We start from the raw sequence: 17,916 nt of genomic DNA, 5'->3' as shown, positions 1-17,916 counted from the left end.
GGCCCGGCAGCATAGCCCCTCCACTGTTCGGACGAGGAAGTTCCGAGGGGGACACTGCCCCCCGATAGGCCAGCATTCCCGGGTCCGCCTGCGCTATGCCCAGGAGGCGCCGACGCGAGGCCCCGGTGCGGCTGTTCCCCCTGGCCGAGGATCATGCGTTCCCTTTCCTTCCGCTCGCTCTTCCTCCTGCTGATGGTGACGCCCGTCGTGGTGTCGACGGCGGTGCTGGGCTGGTTGTCCTATCGCTCCGCGAGCGAGGTGCTGATCCAGGACGCCATCCGGGCGGTGAAGATCTCCGCCAAGGCGCGCGAGCAGACCCTGCTCAACCGGCTCTTCCGCCAGCGCGAGCGTGCCACGGGCTTCCTGACGGTCGTGGACAGGCAGTGCTCGGGGATGCCGGAGCGCGAGCGGCGGGGGTGCTTCGAGCGCGCGCTGAGTGACTTCACGGTCACCGAGGGCGCGGCGACGGCCCGCCTGGTGGTTCCCGAGGTGGGCCTGGTGCGCGTGGGAGCGCCGGCCTCCACCGAGGCGGAATTGCGGCCGCTTCCACTGGGCCAGTGGGTTCGCTTCGAGCCCGGACAGGCCAAGACCCAGCGCGCCTATGAGCTCGTCGTGCCCTGGGGAGACGCGCTGTTGGGGATGCGCTTCAACGCCGGCACCCTCGACCTCCTCTTCCGGGATCGCTACGGACTGGGTGAATCCGGAGAGACCTTCCTGGCCGACGCCCAGGGCTTCTTCATCACCCAGCCGAAGTACCCCGGACATTCCGGGGAGAGCCACCCCATCGACGCGCGGCCGATGCTCGAGTGTCTGTCGGGGAAGGACTCGGAAGTGCTGGCGCCGGACTACCGCGGAGTCGGTGTCATCCATGCCTTCCGTTACGTGGAGGAGATCGGGGGGGGATGCATCATGGCCCACATCGCCCAGGAGGAGGCCTTCGCCCCGGCACGCGGCCTGGGCCGCCGGGTGGCCCAGGCGTCCGCCGCGCTGGTGCTGCTCACCGTGGGGCTCTCCTTCCTCTTCGCGCGCCACCTGTCCCGCCCGGTGTTGGCCCTCACCCGGACGGCGAGTGCCCTGCGCGCCGGTGACTTCGACGTCGCGGTGGCGCTCGAGGGCCCCCGGGAACTCCAGACGTTCGCCAGCACCTTCGCGGACATGGCCCGTTCACTCCAGGAGTCCTCGGACGAGCGGGCGCGGCTGCTCGCGCGGGAGACCGAGGCGCGTCAGGACGCGGAGGCGCAACGCACGCTCTTGCGGCTCATCATCGAGCAGAGCGGGGAGGGCATCCTCATGGCGGACGCGCGGGGCGTGCTGCGCGTCTTCAACCCCGCCGCCGAGCGCTACCATGGTGTGCCCGCGCGCGAGCTGGCCTCGCCCGAGTGGGGGCGTGCCTACGGGTTGCTCTCCCTGGACGGAGAGCCCCTGACCGAGGAGCAGACGCCGCTCTTCCGCGCGGTGCGAGGCGAGACCATCGTCAACGCGCGCTGGAAGGTGCGCTCGCCCGATGGCCTGACGCGCACGTTGGAGGGGACGGCCTCGCCCCTGCGTCAGCAGGATGGCGCTCCGGCGGGCGCCGTCCTCATCATCCATGACGTCACCCAGCAGCAGGAGGCCGAGGCCGAGCGCGAGCGGCTGCTGCGGGAAGTGGAGGCGGATCGCACGCGCCTGGTGGCGCTCGCCGGCCTGTCGCGTGCCCTGGCCGAGTCCCGGCTGTCCCTGGAGTCCATCCTGGACACCACGTGCCGTCAATTGGCGGAGCGGGTGGGGGACGTGTGCACCTTGCGGCTGGTCTCCGAGGACGGGCAATCGTTGGAGGTGCGCGCGGTGTACGCCCGGGATCCGGACGTGGAGGCGCGCACCCGGGAGCTTCTGCGGGCCCAGCCTCGGCCCGTGAACGAGGGCCTTTCGGCCCAGGTGCTGAGTTCGGGAACGCCCGTGCTCCTGTCTCCCCTCACCGAGGAGAGCGTGGAGCGGCTCCTCCAGCCGCTGCCCGCCGACTACCAGGAGTACCTGCGGCGGCTGCGGCCCAGCTGTCTCGCCGTCCTGCCCATCCGCGCTCCGGGGCGGAGCCTGGGCTTGCTGATGCTCTACCGGTTCACCCCCCCGCTCTATAGCGAGGATGACCTCATCCTCTTCCGGGAGATCGCCGACCGCACCGCGCTGGCCATCGAGAACGCGGAGCTCTTCCAGCGGGCGAGGGACGCGGTGCGCATCCGCGAGGATCTGGTGGCCGTGGTGTCCCACGATCTGCGCAACCCCATCTCCGCCATCTCCATGTCCGCCGCGGCCCTCCTCAAGAAAAGCCCGGGGCTCGAGGTCTGGCAGGAGAAGAGCGTGCGCCGCATCGCCTCGGCGGCGGACCGGGCCCTGCGGATGATCCGGGATCTGCTCGACTCCACCCAGGCGCGCGTGGGCGACATTTCCGTGGAGCCCAAGCCGCTGGACTTCCACGAGCTGGCCCGGCACGTGGTGGAGGAGGTGCAGCTCGCGCACCCCGAGCGGCGCATCATCTTCCAGGCCGAGGGGGAGGCCCAGGGAGCGTGGGACGCGGATCGCATCGCCCAGGTCATCACCAACCTGGTGGGCAACGCCGTGCAGCACAGCCCCCCGGCGAGCCCGGTGCGAGTGGATTCGCGGGGGGTGGATGGCGAGGTCCGGCTGTCCATCCACAACGAGGGCGTACCCATCCCGGAGGAGGAGCTGCCCTCGCTGTTCGAGCCCTTTCGCCGGGGCAGGCGCGCGGGAGGGGGCTCGGGCAGCGTGGGGCTCGGGCTCTTCATCACCCGGCGCATCGTGGAGGCCCATGGAGGCTCCATCGAGGTGCGCTCCCGGGAGGGGGAGGGGACCACGTTCACGGTCCGTCTCCCCCGCACCGGCCGTCCCCCTCCGGCGTGAGCGGAGTGCCTACGGCGAGCACTTCGCCGGGCCGAGCGTGTTCCCGTAGAAGTGGGTGTACACGTCCGGCGAGAGCACGAAGTTGCACGTGTTCACGCTGTCCGGGTCGAGATTGGGGTGGGCTTCCACGTAGCGGGCGATGTACTCGCGCACGCCATCGGCCGAGGTCCACAGGATCCTGCCCTCCTTGAACATGGAGTAGCCGCCTCCGCCTCCGCCCCGGTAGTTGTTGACGGCGACGGTGAACATGTCCGTGTCGGTCACGTCCTTGCCCTTGAAGCGCAGGTGGGTGAGGCGCGAACCCACGGGCTGGGTGAGGTCGTAGCCGTACTCGATGCGCGAGTACAAATCCCAGTTGTAGTCGGCCACGGTGCTCACCTTGGCCGTCTCCGGCTTGGAGGCATCCGGGGGGGCGCTCGGGTTCCAGGGGGCGAAGTACCTCGCGTTGTGCTCCAGGGCCCGGCGCAGGATGGAGCCGTCGATCTCCATCACGTACAGCGTGTTGTCGTAGATGTAGATGCTGTAGGCATCGCGCAGGGTGATGGCTCCCGCGGGCAGCTGGCCGTCATTGGTGAAGAGGGCCCCGAGCGAGAAATCCACCGGGAAGCCGTTCTCCGCGGCGGCCTCTTCCTGCACGGTATTGATGAGGTCTCCCAGCGCGCTGTCCACGAAGCGCGCCGCGAAGCCGCCGGGGAAGGCCTTGCTCGTGGTGCCGATGCGGGCGTTCACGTAGGTGAGCGTGGCCTCGTGGTAGCTCCGGGTGAGTGCGTCCACCTGTGCGTCCACCTCCACGCTGTCATCCACCTTGCGCAAGAGCGAGTCCTTGCCGTCGACCCGCCAGCGGCCGTCGGTTTGCACGAGGCTCAGGTCCACCTGCCCCAGGTGGCTGCCCCAGCGGTTGGGCTGGATGAGCAGCACGTCTTGCCCCTGGGCGTTCTTGAGCAGCATCTTGGGGATGGGCTGATGGGTGTGGCCGGTGAGCAGCACGTCGATGCCCTCGACCTGCTGGGCGATCTGCACGGCCTCGTTCTCGCCGGGCAGGTTGGCCCGGTCCACCCACTTCGTCGGGTCCGCGTAGTCCTCGAGCCAGCTCGCCGGCTCGTTCGCGTTGCCGGTGGGCTGCTTGTCCGGGCCGCTGTGGATGGCCACCACCACCACGTCCGCGCCCGCCTGCCGCATCTTCGGCACGTACGCGCGCGCCGTCTCCAGCGGATCGTCGAAGTGCAGGCCGGTGATGTTCTCCGGGCGCTCCCAGGTCGTCACGCCCGGTGTCACCAGGCCGAGGATGCCGACCTTCACCCCGCACACGTCCTTGAGCAGATAGGGGGTGAAGGCCTCACTGCCGTCGGCCGAACGGCGCACGTTGGCGCCGAGCACGGGGAAGTCCAGCTCCCCCTTGAACTTGCCGAGCACGTCGAGGCCGTAGTTGAACTCGTGGTTGCCCAGCGCCATGGCGTCATAGCGCAGGGCGTTCATGGCCACCGCCATGGGGTGCTTGGGCGCGTTGTCCACCAGGGCGTAGTAGGTGCCCATGGGGTTGCCCTGCAGGGTGTCTCCCGTGTCGAGCAGCAGGTTGCACTCCGGGTGCTCCTCGCGCGCCTGCTTCACGAGCGTGGCCACCTTGGCCAGGCCCCGCTGGGCGTCCGCCTTGCCGGTGAAGTAATCCCAGGGCTGGATGTGGGTGTGCAGATCGCTCGTCTGGAGCAGCCGCAGCGTGCGTGTGGGGGCCGGCGGGGGAGGGGAAGGGGGCTCGGTCTCGGTGTCGTCACAGGCCGAGAGGGGAAGAAGCACACAACAGAAGGCGCGGAGGAGGGACGCGCGGCGGGCGCTTCTGGCGAAACGGGGTTTCATGCGGGAAGTCCTCGGGGTGAAGCCCGGAGCACCCTGCTCGGGCGCGGGCACCCTACAACCGGCGACTGACGTTTCGCGGTATCCGGCCGAGCGCCCGCCCGCTCCCACCATCGTGATGGAGCGCGCCTCGTCTCTTGCCTATCCTCGCGCCCCAATCATTTCCCGAGGACGTGAAGATGCGTGGCCGAGTCGAGACACGGAGTGCGTGGGCGGTGTTCGCCGCCCTGGTGACGGCGTTGGGGGTGGGCTGTGGGGACAACGCGCCTCCCGTGGCCACGACGCCCGGGAACTGGGGTTGGGTCCCCGTCCCCGAGTCCACTTGCGACGAGGGCACGCCCACGGGGTTGGGCAGCAACCTCGCGGAGGGCGGCGGCAAGAACCTGGTGATCTACTTCAGCGGTGGTGGGGCGTGCTGGGATGCCACCACGTGCCTGGTGTCCAACCGCTCGTTGCATGGCCCGTTCACGGAGACGCTCTTCAACGCCTTCAAGGACAACACCTTGAAAGGCTCCATCCTGGACCGGGGGCTCGCGAACAACCCGTACAAGGACTGGAACCTCTTCTTCCTCCCGTACTGCACGGGAGATCTGCACATCGGTGACGCGGACCAGGTCTACACGACGGGCTCCACGACCAAGACGATCCGCCACCGGGGCCGGGCGAACACCGAGGCGTTCCTCGCGCGCATCGCCGCCACGGTGCCCGAGCCCGAGCAGGTGCTCGTCACGGGGTCGAGCGCGGGCGGTTTCGGCGCGGCGCTCAACTACACGCTCGTGCGTTCGACCTTCCCCCACGCCAAGGTCTTCCTCGTGGACGACGCCGGTCCGCTGTTCAACAACGACGCCCTGGCGCCGGCGCTCCGCACCGCCTGGGCCAAGGCCTGGAACTACGATGCCGTGATCGACAGCATCGACCCCGCGGTGAAGGATGACTTCTCGGCGCTCTACCCGGCGCTCGCGCGCAAGTACCCGAATGACCGGATGGCGCTCCTGTCCTCGCTGCGGGACAAGACCATCCGCGGCTACTTCGAGCTGACTCCGGACGCGTTCGAGACCGCGCTGCGTGACCTCGACACCACGGTGCTCGCGCCGCTGCCGAATACGCGCTCCTTCATCACCTCGGGCGAGGGCCATACCCTGCTGTCCCGGCCCGCTGGGCAGAACTCCGGGGGCATGACGCTCCTGGATTGGCTCCAGCGGATGCACACCGCGAGCGACGACGCCTGGACGTCGGTGCGGCCCTAGGCACGGGACCATGGACTCACCCGTCACCCTGGCCACGGGCCGCAATGGGGCCTGTGTCATCACGACCCGGCCCGTCGAGCCAGGGGAAATCCTGCTCGTGCTCGACGGCGCCCTGGTCCGGGAGCCCGGCCGCCACACGCTCCAGGTCGGCGAGCAACTGCACCTGGAGTCGCCGGGCGCGACATGGTGTTTCATCGATCACGCGTGCTCGCCCAACGCTCGGATCGAACTCGGCGAGGGGCCGGGACACGCCCGGCTTCGCGCCGTCGTGCCCCTGGCGCCAGGCGCGTCCGTGACGTTCAACTACCTGACCACGGAATGGGACATGGCGACGCCCTTCGGGTGTACCTGTGGCGCGCCCTCCTGCGCCCGGTGGATCCAGGGAGCGAGGCACCTGGATGACGCGTCACTCGCCGCCCTTCGCCCGGAAGTGACGCCGCACCTCCTGGCGCTGCTGCGCTCCGCCGGGCGGCTGGGCTGACGCGGCCGGGGGCTCTACTCCCCCATGTAGGGGTAGGGCACCCGGGTGGGCGGGACGAAGTTCTCCTTGATGGTGCGCGGAGACGTCCAGCGCACCAGGTTGAGCAGGGAGCCCGCCTTGTCATTGGTGCCCGAGGCCCGCGAGCCGCCGAACGGCTGCTGGCCCACCACCGCGCCCGTGGGCTTGTCGTTGATGTAGAAGTTGCCCGCCGTGTGCCGCAGCGCGTGCATCATCCGGCTGATGGCCTTGCGGTCGCGCGCGAACACCGCGCCGGTGAGCGCGTAGGTGGCGCACTCGTCGCACTCGCGCAGGGCCTCCTCGAACTGGGCGTCCGGGTACACGTACAGGCCCACCACCGGCGCGAAGATCTCCTCCTGGAGGATGCGGTGGCGGGGGTTGGTCACCTGCACCAGCGTGGGCCGCACGAACCAGCCCTCGCTCCGGTCCGTCTCGCCGCCCGCGAGGATGGCCGCCTCGGAGCCGCCATGCTTCGCCATCTCGATGTACGAGGACGTCCGCTTGAAGGACTTCTCGTCGATGACCGCGCCCATGAAGTTGCGGAAGTCGGTGATGTCGCCCATGCGCAGCTCGGCGATCATCTCCTGGAGCCGGGGCTTGAGCCGGGGCCAGAGGGACTCGGGCACGTAGACGCGCGAGGCGGCCGAGCACTTCTGGCCCTGGTACTCGTAGCCCCCGCGCACGATGGCCGTGGCGAGCGCGTCCAGGTCATCCGCCGCGGAGGCATGCGCGAAGATGAAGTCCTTGCCGCCCGTCTCGCCCACCAGCCGGGGGTACTGCTTGTAGCGGGCGATGTTCTCGCCCACCGTGCGCCACATGCCCTGGAAGGTGGGCGTGGAGCCAGTGAAGTGGATGCCGCCCAGGTGGGGGCTCGCGAGCGCGGGGTTGCCCACGGTGGGGCCGTCGCCGGGCAGCATGTTGATGACGCCGTCGGGCAGGCCCGCCTCGCGCAAGAGCTCCATCATGTACCAGTTGCTGAGCGCCGCCGTGGTCGAGGGCTTGAAGAGCACCACGTTGCCCATGAGGGCGGGCGCCACGCTCAGGTTCATGGCGATGGAGGTGAAGTTGAACGGCGCCACCGCGAACACGAAGCCGTCCAGCGGACGGTAGTCGAGCATGTTCCACGTCTGCGCGGAGCTGACCGGCTGCTCGGAGAGGATCTGCTGGGCGAAGTGGACGTTGTAGCGCAGGAAGTCGATGGCCTCGCACGCGGCGTCGATCTCCGCCTGGTGGGCCGTCTTCGACTGGCCGAGCATGGTGGAGGCGTTGAGGAGGGGGCGGTACTTCGTGGCCAGCAGCTCCGCGGCGCGCAGGAAGATGGCGGCGCGCTCGGCGAAGGGCATGCGGGCCCACTCGTCCTTGGCCTCCAGGGCGACCTGGATGGCCTGCTGGACGTGGCTGGCGTCCGCCTCGTTGACGGTGGCCAGCACGTGCGAGTGCCGGTGGGGCATGCGCACGGTGTCCGTCTTGTGCGAGCGCACGTGCTTGCCGCCGATGAGGATGGGGATGTCGATGCGCTCGGAGGCCATGCGCTCGAGCGCGGCCTGGAGCGAGGCCCGCTCGGGACTGCCCGGAGCGTGGGCGAGGATGGGCTCGTTCTGCGGCGGGGGGACGCGGACGTAGGCGTTGATCACGCGGAGCACCTGGGGGGTAAGGGGAAGGAGGGCGCGGAGCATAGCGCCCGGCCCTCGACCCAGGAACCGCCGAGGTGGCCCATCAACTCCCGGTCTGCGCGGGGACGGGGCGTGAGGTGGTGACGAGCTCGTGCAGGCGCGCGATCAACCGCGAGGGCTCCACCGGTTTGACGAGGTAGGGCAGGTCGCTCTCGGGGGTATCCGGGCGGGGCTCATGTCCGCTGAGGAACAGGAAGGGCACCTCGCGCAGCGGGGCCTCGGCGCGCACCCGGCGGCACAGCTCGTATCCGTCCATTCCCTCCATGCTCACGTCCGAGACGATGATGTCGGGCGGATGGGTGCGGGCGTGCTCGAGCGCGCTCACCCCATCCTCGGCCAGCGCGCAGTCGAAGTCCGGAGCCAACAGGAACCGCAGTGTCTGGCGCATGGACCACGAGTCATCCACGATCAGGACTCTGGGCTTCATGGCGGGCTCCCCTTCTTCGGAGACAGGCGTTCGCGGACGCGTGAGCTGGCCCGGTCTCCCCCCGGCCAGGCTGTTCATTTTCGCTCAACCCAAGGGCCGATGGAAGGGGATGTCCCGTTTTCTTGGACGCGAGGCCGCGCCTCACGGGTGGCCGACGTTTCCCGCGCCGCCCACGCCCAGCTGTTCGTCGGGCCGGGCCACCTCCGCGACGAGCATGTCCAGCAGGGGAGACACCTCGGCGGTGGGGGCCGCGATGCTGCATGCCGCGCCTCCATGGACGAGGCCCACCACCCGGAGCCGTCGGTCCACCACCGGGGCGCCGGAGTCGCCCTTCGCGCCGTGCAGGCTGGTGAAGAGCGCCTGGGGCACGCTGGGCAGCGAGGGACAGCGTCCGAGCCGGCGCAGCTCCACCTCCTGGGGTTCGCCCGGGCGATCATTGCGGCCGGCGAAGAGGAGTTCCGTTCCCGGCGAGGGGGGCGTGGTGGCCACCACCAGGGGGTGCACGGGCGCCACCGTGTCCAGGCGGATGACGGCCATGTCCCTCCGGGTGTCCACGACCTTCACTTCGCCCCCGAGCAGCTTTCCGTCGCGCAGGAGCACGGGTTGGCGCTCGCCCGGGACGCCATCGATGCAATGCGCGGCGGTGAGCGCGTGACGGCCATCGGCCACGACCACGCCCGCGCAGTGGCCGGGGTAGAGCGTCACGGTGGCGTCCCTCAGGGCGCGGAAGTCCCGCTGGGTGGAGTCCTCCCGGGCCGCGTCCATCCGGGACACCGGATCCTCTTCCCGAGTGGGGGAACATGCCGCCAGCATCCCCAGCGCCAGGACGCCGGCCAGTCTCGAGTGCCTCATCCCGCCTCTCCTTCGCTCCCGGGCGCGCCCCTCGCGCTCCGCCTGCGGAGACGATGTGCATTCCTCGGGGGGAGGCCCGTCGCAGGTTCGTTCAGCAGGCATGCGGCCGGGACTTGCGCCAGGAGGCCTGGACGCGCGTCTGCTAGGGTGCGCGCCCCATGCGGCTCGCTCCCGATGCGCTCAACGCCCTCGTCGAACTGGTGCTCGTGCTCGCCGTGCTGGCCATGGCGGTGAAGTTGCTGCTCCTCAATGTCTGGCGTGCTTGGCTCTTTCTCTTCCCCACGCGGGTCCAGCTCCTGCCCGAGGCGTCTGGAGAGACGCCACCGGAACTCGTTCCCTGGGCGCGGCGGCTCCAGGAGCTGGGCTTCGTGCCGCTCGGTGCCCATGTGCAGAAGTCCCGATTCCAGCGGGGCACCCGCTCCCACGACTTCGCCCACCCAGGCGAGCGAGCCTTCGCCACGCTCTACTTGTCCGCCCTGGGGGGACCCCGGCTCTACCTGCTCACGCCGCTCGCCGGGGGGGGCGCGGTGCTCACGGAGGGGGCTCCGTCCTCGGCTCGCGTGCTCTTTGGCCTCTCCCGCGCCGGGGAATCCGTCTCCGTGCCTCCCGAGGTGTTGCTCCAGACCCACCGGGAGCGTCTGAAGGGACTCGCACCTGGAGCGGATTTCACCTCGCACGGCCGGTTGCTCGCTGGGCGCGCGTGGTTCCAGGGTCCGGGGCAGCGGGAGATTCGACGACAGAGCCTTCCTGGGTTGTTATGGACACTCGTGGCCCTCGCCATGGTCGCTTTCCTGTTCGTGGGCGGGCGCACGGTTTGAAGCACCCGGGGCGTGCACCGCGCCCGCGTGGGGAGTAGGAAGGGCCCCTTTCCCGATTCGAGATTCCGGAGCAGCCGCGATGAAGAGCGTGTCCAAGAGCGAAGAGATCTACTTCCTGTCCGGCAAGCGGACACCCTTCGGGACCTATGGCGGCGCGCTGAAGGACGTGAGCGCCACGGACCTGGCCGTCGAGTCGGCCCGGGCCGCGCTCGCGCAGGCGAAGGTGGCTCCGGAGCTCATCCAGCACGTCATCTACGGCAACGTGGTGCAGACGAGCGCGGACGCCATCTACCTGCCCCGGCACGTGGGGCTGCGCACGGGCGTGCCGGTGCCGGTGCCCGCGCTAGGCGTCAACCGGCTGTGCGGCTCGGGCTTCCAGGCCTTCATCAACGCCGCGGAGCTGATGCTCACCGAGCAGGCGGACTGCGTGCTCGCGGGCGGCACCGAGTCCATGAGCCAGGCGCCCCACGTCATCCGCGGGGCGCGCTTCGGCATTCCGCTGGGCAAGGGGGGCATGGAGGACATGCTCTGGAGCGCCCTCACCGACAGCTACACCGGCCAGCCCATGGCGCTCACCGCCGAGCAGCTCGCGGTGGACTACGCGCTCGGCCAGGACGTGGTGGACGAGTACGCGGTGCTCACCCAGAAGCGCTTCGCCGCCGCGCAGGAGTCCGGCCGTTTCGATCAGGAGATCTCCCCCGTCACGCTCAAGGGCAAGAAGGGCGACACGGTCTTCTCCCGCGACGAGCACAACCGTCCGGAGACCACGGTGGAGGGGCTCAAGAAGCTGCCCAAGGTGTTCAAGAAGGACGGCGTGGTGCACGCGGGCGCGGCCAGCGGCATCTGTGACGGCGCGGGGTCCATGGTGATGGCCACCCGCTCCTTCGTGGAGAAGCATGGCCTCCAGCCCATCGCCCGGCTGGTCAACTGGGGCGTGTCCGGGTGCGATCCCAAGGTGATGGGCATCGGCCCCGCGCCCGCCATCCGCCAGCTGCTCGCCCGCGCCCAGTGCAAGCTCGAGGACGTGGAGCTCTTCGAGGTGAACGAGGCCTTCGCGCCGCAGTACCTCGCGGTGGAGAAGGAGCTGGGGCTGCCGCGCGAGCGCACCAACGTCAACGGGGGCGCCATCGCCGTGGGCCATCCGCTGGGGGCCTCCGGCGCGCGCATCACCATGACGCTCGCCTACGAGCTCAAGCGCCGGGGCGCCCGTTACGGCATTGGCTCGGCGTGCATCGGCGGCGGCCAGGGCATCGCGCTTCTCATCGAGGCGCTCTGAGGCAGACGATTTCCATGGATCAGGTGACGATGAGCAACGAGTTGGATGCGAAGGCGGCCCGGGAGCGGGCCAAGGCGATCGCCGAGCAGCGGCGGGCCGAGCGCCGCAACCGCAAGCGCAAGTGCGTGGTGTGCGGCGTGGAGGAGAGCGACAAGGCCCCCCTGGTGGCCCACCCCGATGGGATCGGTCCCGCCTGCAAGGATGACCTGTCCTGTCAGGCCCGCCGGGCCTCGGGGATGCGCTGAGGGTTCAGGTTCTGCTGCATGCTCCCACCGCGTCGGGTTGGGTGGGAGCCGGACCGACGGGTATGGCGAGGGCTGGACATTCGGGACGTTTCCTTGCTGGCCCTCAAGACTCGCGATAAACCTGCGGAATCTCTTCGGCTACACGAGGATCGGAATGGCCGTTACCAACTTCACCGGAGTCAAGGTGTTCTCCACCACGCTCGCGCGCGATCGCGAGAACATGGGCGAGAACATCACCAAGTGGCTCAAGGAGAACCCGCAAGCGGACGTGGTGGACAAGATCGTCACGCAGTCCTCCGACAAGGAGTTCCACTGCCTGACCATCACCCTGTTCTACCGTCACAAGTCCTGAGCCGGACGTCGGCGCGGGCCGATGAAGACCAAGGCGCTCTTCCCAGAAGGTGGGGAAGGGCGCCTTTCGTCATTGGGAGTGGCGGGTAGTCGACGGAAACGGTTGCCAAGCGGGCTTCGTTTCCCCACCTTTGAGCGACTCCCGGATGTTCCGGGCGGAGGATGCTTGATGCGACCGATGCGCAGCATGGGCGGTGGGGGTTTTGGATTCGCGGGGGTGGAATCCATGGCCGCGAAGCTGGCGATCGGGCTGGTGGCCGGCTCGGTGATCGCGCTCGCGGCGGGTGCGACGCGGGGGGGAGTGGGGGCGTTGTTGCTGCTGTCGCCCGGGGGCGTGCTGCACAACCTCTGGCTGTGGCAGCCCTTCACCTACGCCTTCGTCGAACTGAATCCGCTGGGCATCATCTTCGGGGCCCTCATCCTCTACTCCATCGGAGGGGGACTGGAGATGTCGTGGGGGTCGCGCCGCCTGCTCTGGGTGGTGTGGGGCGGCACGGTGCTGGCGGGCTTCCTCACCCTGCTGGTGGGCCTCGTCTTCCCCGTGAATGGGGTCTACACGGGCGGCGGAGTGATGACGACGCTGGCGTGGGTGGCCTACGGCCTGTCCATCGGACGCGGTCAGGCCAACTTCTGGGGCATTCCCATCAGTGGCAACGTGCTGGCGGGCATTGGCGCGGGCTTCGTGTTTCTCAACACCCTCACGGCGGGGGTGGCCAGCCAGGTGCCGGAGATCTTCGCCCTCATCATCGCTTTCGCCTACGTGAACGGCGGCAGCCCCCGGCGCGTCCTGCTGCGCGTGCAGCACTGGCGGCTGCAGCGGCAACTGCGCGGACGCTCGCGCCACCTGAAAGTCCTCTCCAAGGAGCAGGATCGTCCGGACGACCGCTACCTGAACTGAGCCGTCCCTGTCTCAGTGGGCGGTCTCGGGCTCGCCGTACTGCTTGAGCTTGCGGTAGAGCGTGGCGATGCCGATGTCGAGCTGCTCGGCGGTGCGCGCCCGGTTGCCTCCGTTGCGCGCCAGCACCGCGAGCACGTATTCGCGCTCCATGGCCTCCAGCGTGCGGGGGCTGTCTCCCGGGAGGAAGGTCGGCGGCGCCACGCGCACCTCCTCGGGCAGGTCGTCCTTCTCCACCCGGCTGCCCTCGCACAGCGCCACGGCGCGCTCGAGCGCGTTGGACAGCTCGCGCACGTTGCCCGGCCACTCGTAGCGCAGCAGCTGCTCGGCCGCTTCCGGTGACAGCCCCTGCACCCGGCGCCCCAGCCGCTCCGTGGCCTCCGCCAGGAGCATGCGCGCCAGGGGCAGGATGTCGTCCCGGCGCTCGCGCAGCGGGGGGACCTTCAGCTCGATGACGCGCAGGCGGTAGTACAGGTCCTGCCGGAAGCGCGCCGCCGCCACCTCCGTGGGCAACAGGCGGTTGGTGGCCGCCACCACGCGCACGTCCACCTTGCGGCTCGTGTTCTCCCCCACGCGCCGCACCTCGCGCTCCTGGAGGGCGCGCAGCAGCTTGGCCTGCATCGCCGCGGGCACCTCGCCCACCTCGTCCAGGAAGAGCGTGCCGCCGTGCGCCGCCTCGAAGAGGCCCGGCCGGTCATGCGTGGCTCCCGTGAAGGCGCCGCGCGCGTGGCCGAACAGCTCGCTCTCCAGCAGGCTCTCCGTCACCGCCGCGCAGTTGACCGCCACGAAGGCCTTGTGCGCCCGGCCCGACTCCTCGTGGATGAGCCGCGCGATGCGCTCCTTGCCCACGCCGCTCTCCCCGGTGATGAGCACCGTGGAGTCCACCCGCGCCGCCCGGCGCGCCAGGTCGAGCACCTGCTTCATGGCCTGGGTGCGCGCCACCATGCCGGCCGGATCCTCCTTCACGCCGGACACCCGCGCGAGCGTCTGCCGCTTGGCGCGCAGCTTGCGCTCGGCCTGCTTGAGCGCGTCCGTCACCTGCGCGAGCGCTCCTTCCATGCACCGCGTCTCATAGAAGCGCAGCGCCTCGCGGCATGGCTCGCTCCACTCCTCCTCGGGCTTGCCGATGATCTGGCAGACGGGGTCGCCCCGGCCCACGCAGCGCGTCTCCAGGCAGTAGATGGGCTTGCCGTTGCAGTAGCTCATGTAGCCGCTGGCGAAGCCCGTGAGCGACCAGCACACCGGCTCCTCCGCCGTGCCCAGGTGCAACAGGTGCTGCTCGGCCTCGTACGAGTCGTGCCACAGGGCCTCCGCGAACGGGGCGGGGCCGTCCTCCTCGCGGCGCTCCACCGGCTCGAGCACCACCTGTCCCTGCAGCGTGTGGAGCCGTCCTCCCGCCCGGCGCCATTGCGCCTCGTCCGCCCAGGGCAGCGCGTCCTTCATCGTCTCCGCCGTGCGCCAGCCGTGGGCGTAGCCCATGCGCGTGAGCAGCCCGCGCGCCGCCGTCATGCCCAGCGTGTCGATGAGCTCCTTGCGCAGCAGCCCCATCGCCACGGGATCCCACAGCAGCACCCGCTGGCCCGCGAAGTGGATGAGCCCTCCCCCCGGCTCGAAGGTCAAAATCTCCCTTAGATCCAATTCCAGCTTCGCCGCCACGTCCGGGCCTCGCTCTCAAGATGAGCGTCCTTCCTATCGTTTTGAGAGGGTCGCGGCGAGTCGAAGTCAGGGTCACTGAATCATTTCAGGGGGTTGGAAGGTTGTGCGCGCTGGTCCTCGCCTTGCTATAGGGAAGCCGCGTGGGGCCGCGGTGACGTCCCGCCGCACTTCGATGCCCCCCTCTGGAGCCACACCATGAAGCTGTTCCTCAAGTCCGCCCTCGCCGCCGCCGTCCTCGCCGCCCCCTCGTTCGCCTTCGCCACCGAGTTCGAGATCGACCCGGCCCACTCCGCCGCGAGCTTCTCCGTGCGGCACATGATGGTGACCAACGTGCGCGGTGCCTTCTCCAAGGTGTCCGGTACCGTCAACGTCGACGACAAGGACGTCACCAAGTCCACCGTGGAGGCCACCATCGACGCCACCACCATCAACACCAACGAGCCCAAGCGCGATGAGCACCTGAAGAGCGCGGACTTCTTCGACACCGGGAAGTTCCCCACCATCACCTTCAAGTCGACCAAGGTGGCCAAGGCGGGCAAGGGCTTCAAGGTGACGGGCGACCTCACCATGCACGGCGTGACCAAGCCGGTGGTGCTGGACGTGACGGAGGGGCTCACCCCCGAGGCGAAGGATCCCTGGGGCAACACCAAGCGCGGCGCCACGGCTACCACGAAGGTCAACCGCAAGGACTTCGGGCTGGCCTGGAACAAGGCGCTCGAGACCGGCGGCGTGGCCGTGGGTGAGGAAGTGACGATCACCCTGGACCTGGAGCTCACCAAGAAGCAGGCCGCCGCGGTCGCCGAGCCCGCCAAGAAGTAGTCGCTTCTTCACGCACACGTGACGGTTGTTCCAGCGGGGCCCTGGCAACGGGGCCCCGCTTGTCGTGCGGGAGCGGATGCGGCATCGTCGCCTTCCATGAAAAGACAGCATTCGTCGCACCCGTCCGCTTGGAGATTTCTCTCCGGAGCCCTGGTCGTCACCAGCGCCTTGTGGGGTTGCGGCGCGAGCGGGTCGACGCCTGCCCCCCAGCCCGTGAAGACCGCGGCGCCCGCCCAGAAGACGCCCCCGGCCAGTCCCGTCGTGGCGGCCGCCAAGCCCGTGGAGCCCGCGAAGCCCGCGGCGGCGCCCGCGCCCGCGAAGGCGCCCGAGCCCGCCAAGCCGGCGGCACCCAAGGTCGACCCCGCGGCGCTCTTCGCCAAGTTCGGCTGCCCGCTGTGCCATGCCCCCGGGGCCCGCTACCACGAGAAGATCCTCAAGGCCCCCTCGCGCTCGCCGGAGGACCTGGCCAAGTGGATCCGCAACCCGGAGAAGTTCATCCCCGGCACGGGCATGCCCACCTACGCCACGATGATCGACGAGCCCACGGCGCTCGTGCTGGCCACGTGGTTGAAGGAAGCCGGCCCCGGGTCGCCCACGCGCAAGTAGCCGCGCTTCACCCGCCGTGGCTCACGGCTCGATGACCTGGTTCACCAGGGCCTCGAACAGCGCGGGATGGCGGGCCAGCCTGCGAAGGATCCGGGCGCGCAGCCAGGGCCGGCGCGCCAGGGTGAGCAGCATCCGGGTGAAGACGACGTAGCGCTGGTAGTGAGGCCGCACGGCGCGCTCGTAGGCCCGGAAGGACTCCCGGGTCGCTCCGCGCGCGAGCACCTCGGGCAGCCGCCGCCCCAGCTCGGCCGCCGAGCGGAACGCGAGCGTCAGCCCCTCGCCGGTGATGGCATCCACGTACCCGGCGGCGTCACCCACCAGGACGAAGCGGTCCAGGGCCCGGGCGCGCACCGTCTGGAGGAGTGGGCCCGCCCCCCGGGGTGAGGAGTCCGGGGGCGCTCCCGCGAGCCGGGCCTCCAGGGCGGGGAAGCGGCGCAGCATCTCCGGGATGCCGACGCGGCCTTCCAGCCCTCCGTCCTCCCAGAGGAAGGCCACGCCCACGCGCTCGTCGCCGGTGGGCGTGACGTAGGCCTCCACGCCGGGGGCGAAGTGGACTTCCACGAACCGCGTCCAGGGCTCCAGGCGGAAGTGCTGGCGCAGCCCGAAGCGCTTCGGTGCCGAGGCCCCTGGCGCCACCTCCAGCCCCTGGGCGCGCCGCAGCGGCGAGGCGAGCCCGTCCGCGGCCACCAGCAGCCGCGCCTCCACCCGCTCGCCATCGGCCAGCGTCAGCCGGACGTGATCGCGCGTCCGCTCGACGCCCGTCACCTGACAGTGTTCGCGCAGCTCCACGCCCGCTTCCCGCGCCACGCGCTCCAACACCCGCTCCAGCGCGAGCCGGCGGATGCCAAGGCCTCCGGGCATGGGCAGCCGGCCCTCCACCGAGGTGCCATCCTCCTGGAGGTAGCGGATGCCCTCGATGGGCGCGCAATCCGCCGACGTGAGGTGCGCGCGCGCCCCGAGCGCCTCGAGTTCCCTGAGGCCCGCGGGCAGCAGTCCCTCTCCACACGCCTTGTCCCGGGGCAGGCCCTGGCGCTCGAAGAGGCGCGTGACGAGTCCCTGGCGCGCGGCGTGGATGGCCACCGCGAGTCCCGCGGGCCCTCCTCCGACGATGGCCACATCCGTCATGGCGCGGCCTCAGTGCTCATGGGCGGCGCCGGGAATGAAGCGGGGACGGGCCCCGAAGGCACGCTGGTACTCGGCGCCGAGCGCCGCTTCCTCGGCCCGGATGCGCACGACGAGCAGCGCCGCGTTGGCCACGCTGAACACGAGCGCCGTCAGGTAGCCACCGTGGATGAGCGGAATGCACACCATCTCCAGGATGACGGCGACGTAGTTGGGATGGCGCACGAAGCGGTAGGGGCCGGATGTGACTGGACGCGCTCCGGGGATGAAGAGGATGCGCGTGTTCCACCGCTCCCCCAGCGTGGAGATGGCCCAGTAGCGCAGGAACTGCGCCAGCACCGCCCCGCCCAGGGCCACCCAACCCAGTAGCCCGGGAAAAGCGCGGTGGAGGACGAGCACCTCGGCCACACACGACCCCAGGAAGGCCGTGTGCAGCAGCGTCATCACCCGGTAGTGCCCCTGGCCCACCTCCCGCCCACCCGCGGCCAGGGCCCGGCGGGCGTTTCGCGCGGAGAGGACGAGCTCGAACAGCCGTTCCACCCCGATGAAACCCAGGAAGAGCAGATAGGCCCGTGCTGAATGGGAGATGTCCATCGCGGTCGCACCCCTTGGCCGCGAAGATAGGTCCGCCTCCTCGCCCACGCACCGGGAGCGAAGCCGGTGCGTGGACAAGTGGAGGCTGGAGGA

Annotated in this window: 17 protein-coding genes; 10 read left to right on the top strand and 7 right to left on the bottom strand. The window is 70.0% G+C overall.

Annotation, left to right across the window (positions count from 1 at the left end; genetic code table 11):
* Positions 1 to 153: 153 nt before the first annotated feature.
* Positions 154 to 2,895 carry a sensor histidine kinase gene (locus tag MEBOL_RS07985; protein ID WP_095976853.1) on the top strand — a complete coding sequence of 914 codons (2,742 nt, stop codon included), beginning with the start codon at positions 154 to 156 and terminating at the stop codon, positions 2,893 to 2,895.
* A gap of 9 nt (positions 2,896 to 2,904) precedes the next feature.
* On the opposite strand, the gene MEBOL_RS07980 is transcribed toward MEBOL_RS07985, so the two are convergent.
* Entirely contained in the window at positions 2,905 to 4,746 is a 1,842-nt protein-coding gene (locus MEBOL_RS07980) for a bifunctional metallophosphatase/5'-nucleotidase (RefSeq protein WP_095976852.1), read from the bottom strand.
* 176 nt (positions 4,747 to 4,922) lie between these two features.
* Between MEBOL_RS07980 and MEBOL_RS07975 the strand changes: the two genes are divergently transcribed.
* Together MEBOL_RS07975 and MEBOL_RS07970 are read left to right on the top strand one after the other, a co-directional pair.
* Complete coding sequence (locus tag MEBOL_RS07975; protein ID WP_095976851.1) at positions 4,923 to 5,990, top strand: pectin acetylesterase-family hydrolase; 1,068 nt, start codon at positions 4,923 to 4,925, stop codon at positions 5,988 to 5,990.
* A 10-nt stretch (positions 5,991 to 6,000) separates the two neighbouring features.
* On the top strand, positions 6,001 to 6,471 hold the full coding sequence (locus tag MEBOL_RS07970; RefSeq protein ID WP_095976850.1) for an SET domain-containing protein: 471 nt from the start codon (positions 6,001 to 6,003) through the stop codon (positions 6,469 to 6,471).
* 14 nt (positions 6,472 to 6,485) lie between these two features.
* Here MEBOL_RS07970 and pruA read toward each other — a convergent pair whose 3' ends face one another.
* From pruA to MEBOL_RS07955, 3 genes are all read right to left on the bottom strand, one after another.
* Positions 6,486 to 8,123 carry an L-glutamate gamma-semialdehyde dehydrogenase gene (gene pruA / locus MEBOL_RS07965; protein WP_095982648.1) on the bottom strand — a complete coding sequence of 546 codons (1,638 nt, stop codon included), beginning with the start codon at positions 8,121 to 8,123 and terminating at the stop codon, positions 6,486 to 6,488.
* Between the two features lie 82 nt (positions 8,124 to 8,205).
* Positions 8,206 to 8,589 (bottom strand): response regulator, encoded by a 384-nt coding sequence (locus MEBOL_RS07960; RefSeq protein WP_095976849.1) that lies wholly within the window; start codon positions 8,587 to 8,589, stop codon positions 8,206 to 8,208.
* Between the two features lie 141 nt (positions 8,590 to 8,730).
* Positions 8,731 to 9,441: a S1 family peptidase gene (locus tag MEBOL_RS07955; RefSeq protein ID WP_095976848.1), complete on the bottom strand. Its 711-nt coding sequence runs from the start codon at positions 9,439 to 9,441 to the stop codon at positions 8,731 to 8,733.
* A gap of 158 nt (positions 9,442 to 9,599) precedes the next feature.
* Here MEBOL_RS07955 and MEBOL_RS07950 point away from each other — a divergent pair, with 158 nt between their 5' ends.
* From MEBOL_RS07950 to MEBOL_RS07930, 5 genes are all read left to right on the top strand, one after another.
* Complete coding sequence (locus MEBOL_RS07950) at positions 9,600 to 10,259, top strand: hypothetical protein (RefSeq protein ID WP_095976847.1); 660 nt, start codon at positions 9,600 to 9,602, stop codon at positions 10,257 to 10,259.
* Between the two features lie 79 nt (positions 10,260 to 10,338).
* Positions 10,339 to 11,535: an acetyl-CoA C-acetyltransferase gene (locus MEBOL_RS07945; RefSeq protein WP_095976846.1), complete on the top strand. Its 1,197-nt coding sequence runs from the start codon at positions 10,339 to 10,341 to the stop codon at positions 11,533 to 11,535.
* Between the two features lie 29 nt (positions 11,536 to 11,564).
* On the top strand, positions 11,565 to 11,780 hold the full coding sequence (locus MEBOL_RS07940; RefSeq protein ID WP_095982647.1) for a hypothetical protein: 216 nt from the start codon (positions 11,565 to 11,567) through the stop codon (positions 11,778 to 11,780).
* Positions 11,781 to 11,934: 154 nt separating this feature from the next.
* Complete coding sequence (locus MEBOL_RS07935; RefSeq protein WP_095976845.1) at positions 11,935 to 12,132, top strand: hypothetical protein; 198 nt, start codon at positions 11,935 to 11,937, stop codon at positions 12,130 to 12,132.
* A gap of 168 nt (positions 12,133 to 12,300) precedes the next feature.
* Positions 12,301 to 13,029 (top strand): rhomboid family intramembrane serine protease, encoded by a 729-nt coding sequence (locus MEBOL_RS07930; protein WP_095976844.1) that lies wholly within the window; start codon positions 12,301 to 12,303, stop codon positions 13,027 to 13,029.
* 12 nt (positions 13,030 to 13,041) lie between these two features.
* Here MEBOL_RS07930 and MEBOL_RS07925 read toward each other — a convergent pair whose 3' ends face one another.
* Entirely contained in the window at positions 13,042 to 14,682 is a 1,641-nt protein-coding gene (locus tag MEBOL_RS07925) for a sigma-54-dependent Fis family transcriptional regulator (protein WP_095976843.1), read from the bottom strand.
* Between the two features lie 195 nt (positions 14,683 to 14,877).
* Between MEBOL_RS07925 and MEBOL_RS07920 the strand changes: the two genes are divergently transcribed.
* Entirely contained in the window at positions 14,878 to 15,501 is a 624-nt protein-coding gene (locus tag MEBOL_RS07920; RefSeq protein WP_095976842.1) for a YceI family protein, read from the top strand.
* A gap of 96 nt (positions 15,502 to 15,597) precedes the next feature.
* Entirely contained in the window at positions 15,598 to 16,107 is a 510-nt protein-coding gene (locus MEBOL_RS07915; protein WP_218920885.1) for a hypothetical protein, read from the top strand.
* 21 nt (positions 16,108 to 16,128) lie between these two features.
* Here the strand turns inward: MEBOL_RS07915 and MEBOL_RS07910 are convergent, their stop codons facing one another.
* The gene (locus MEBOL_RS07910; protein ID WP_095976840.1) at positions 16,129 to 17,232 is read right to left on the bottom strand and encodes an NAD(P)/FAD-dependent oxidoreductase; all 1,104 of its coding nucleotides are present in this window, start codon (positions 17,230 to 17,232) and stop codon (positions 16,129 to 16,131) included.
* 9 nt (positions 17,233 to 17,241) lie between these two features.
* Complete coding sequence (locus tag MEBOL_RS07905) at positions 17,242 to 17,823, bottom strand: isoprenylcysteine carboxyl methyltransferase family protein (protein WP_095976839.1); 582 nt, start codon at positions 17,821 to 17,823, stop codon at positions 17,242 to 17,244.
* Positions 17,824 to 17,916: the final 93 nt, after the last annotated feature.

Origin of the sequence: Melittangium boletus DSM 14713, assembly GCF_002305855.1 — a bacterium.
GTDB lineage: Bacteria > Myxococcota > Myxococcia > Myxococcales > Myxococcaceae > Cystobacter > Cystobacter boletus.
The sequence above is the reverse complement of the archived record's forward strand: the minus strand, read 5'-3'. Positions and strand labels throughout refer to the sequence as shown.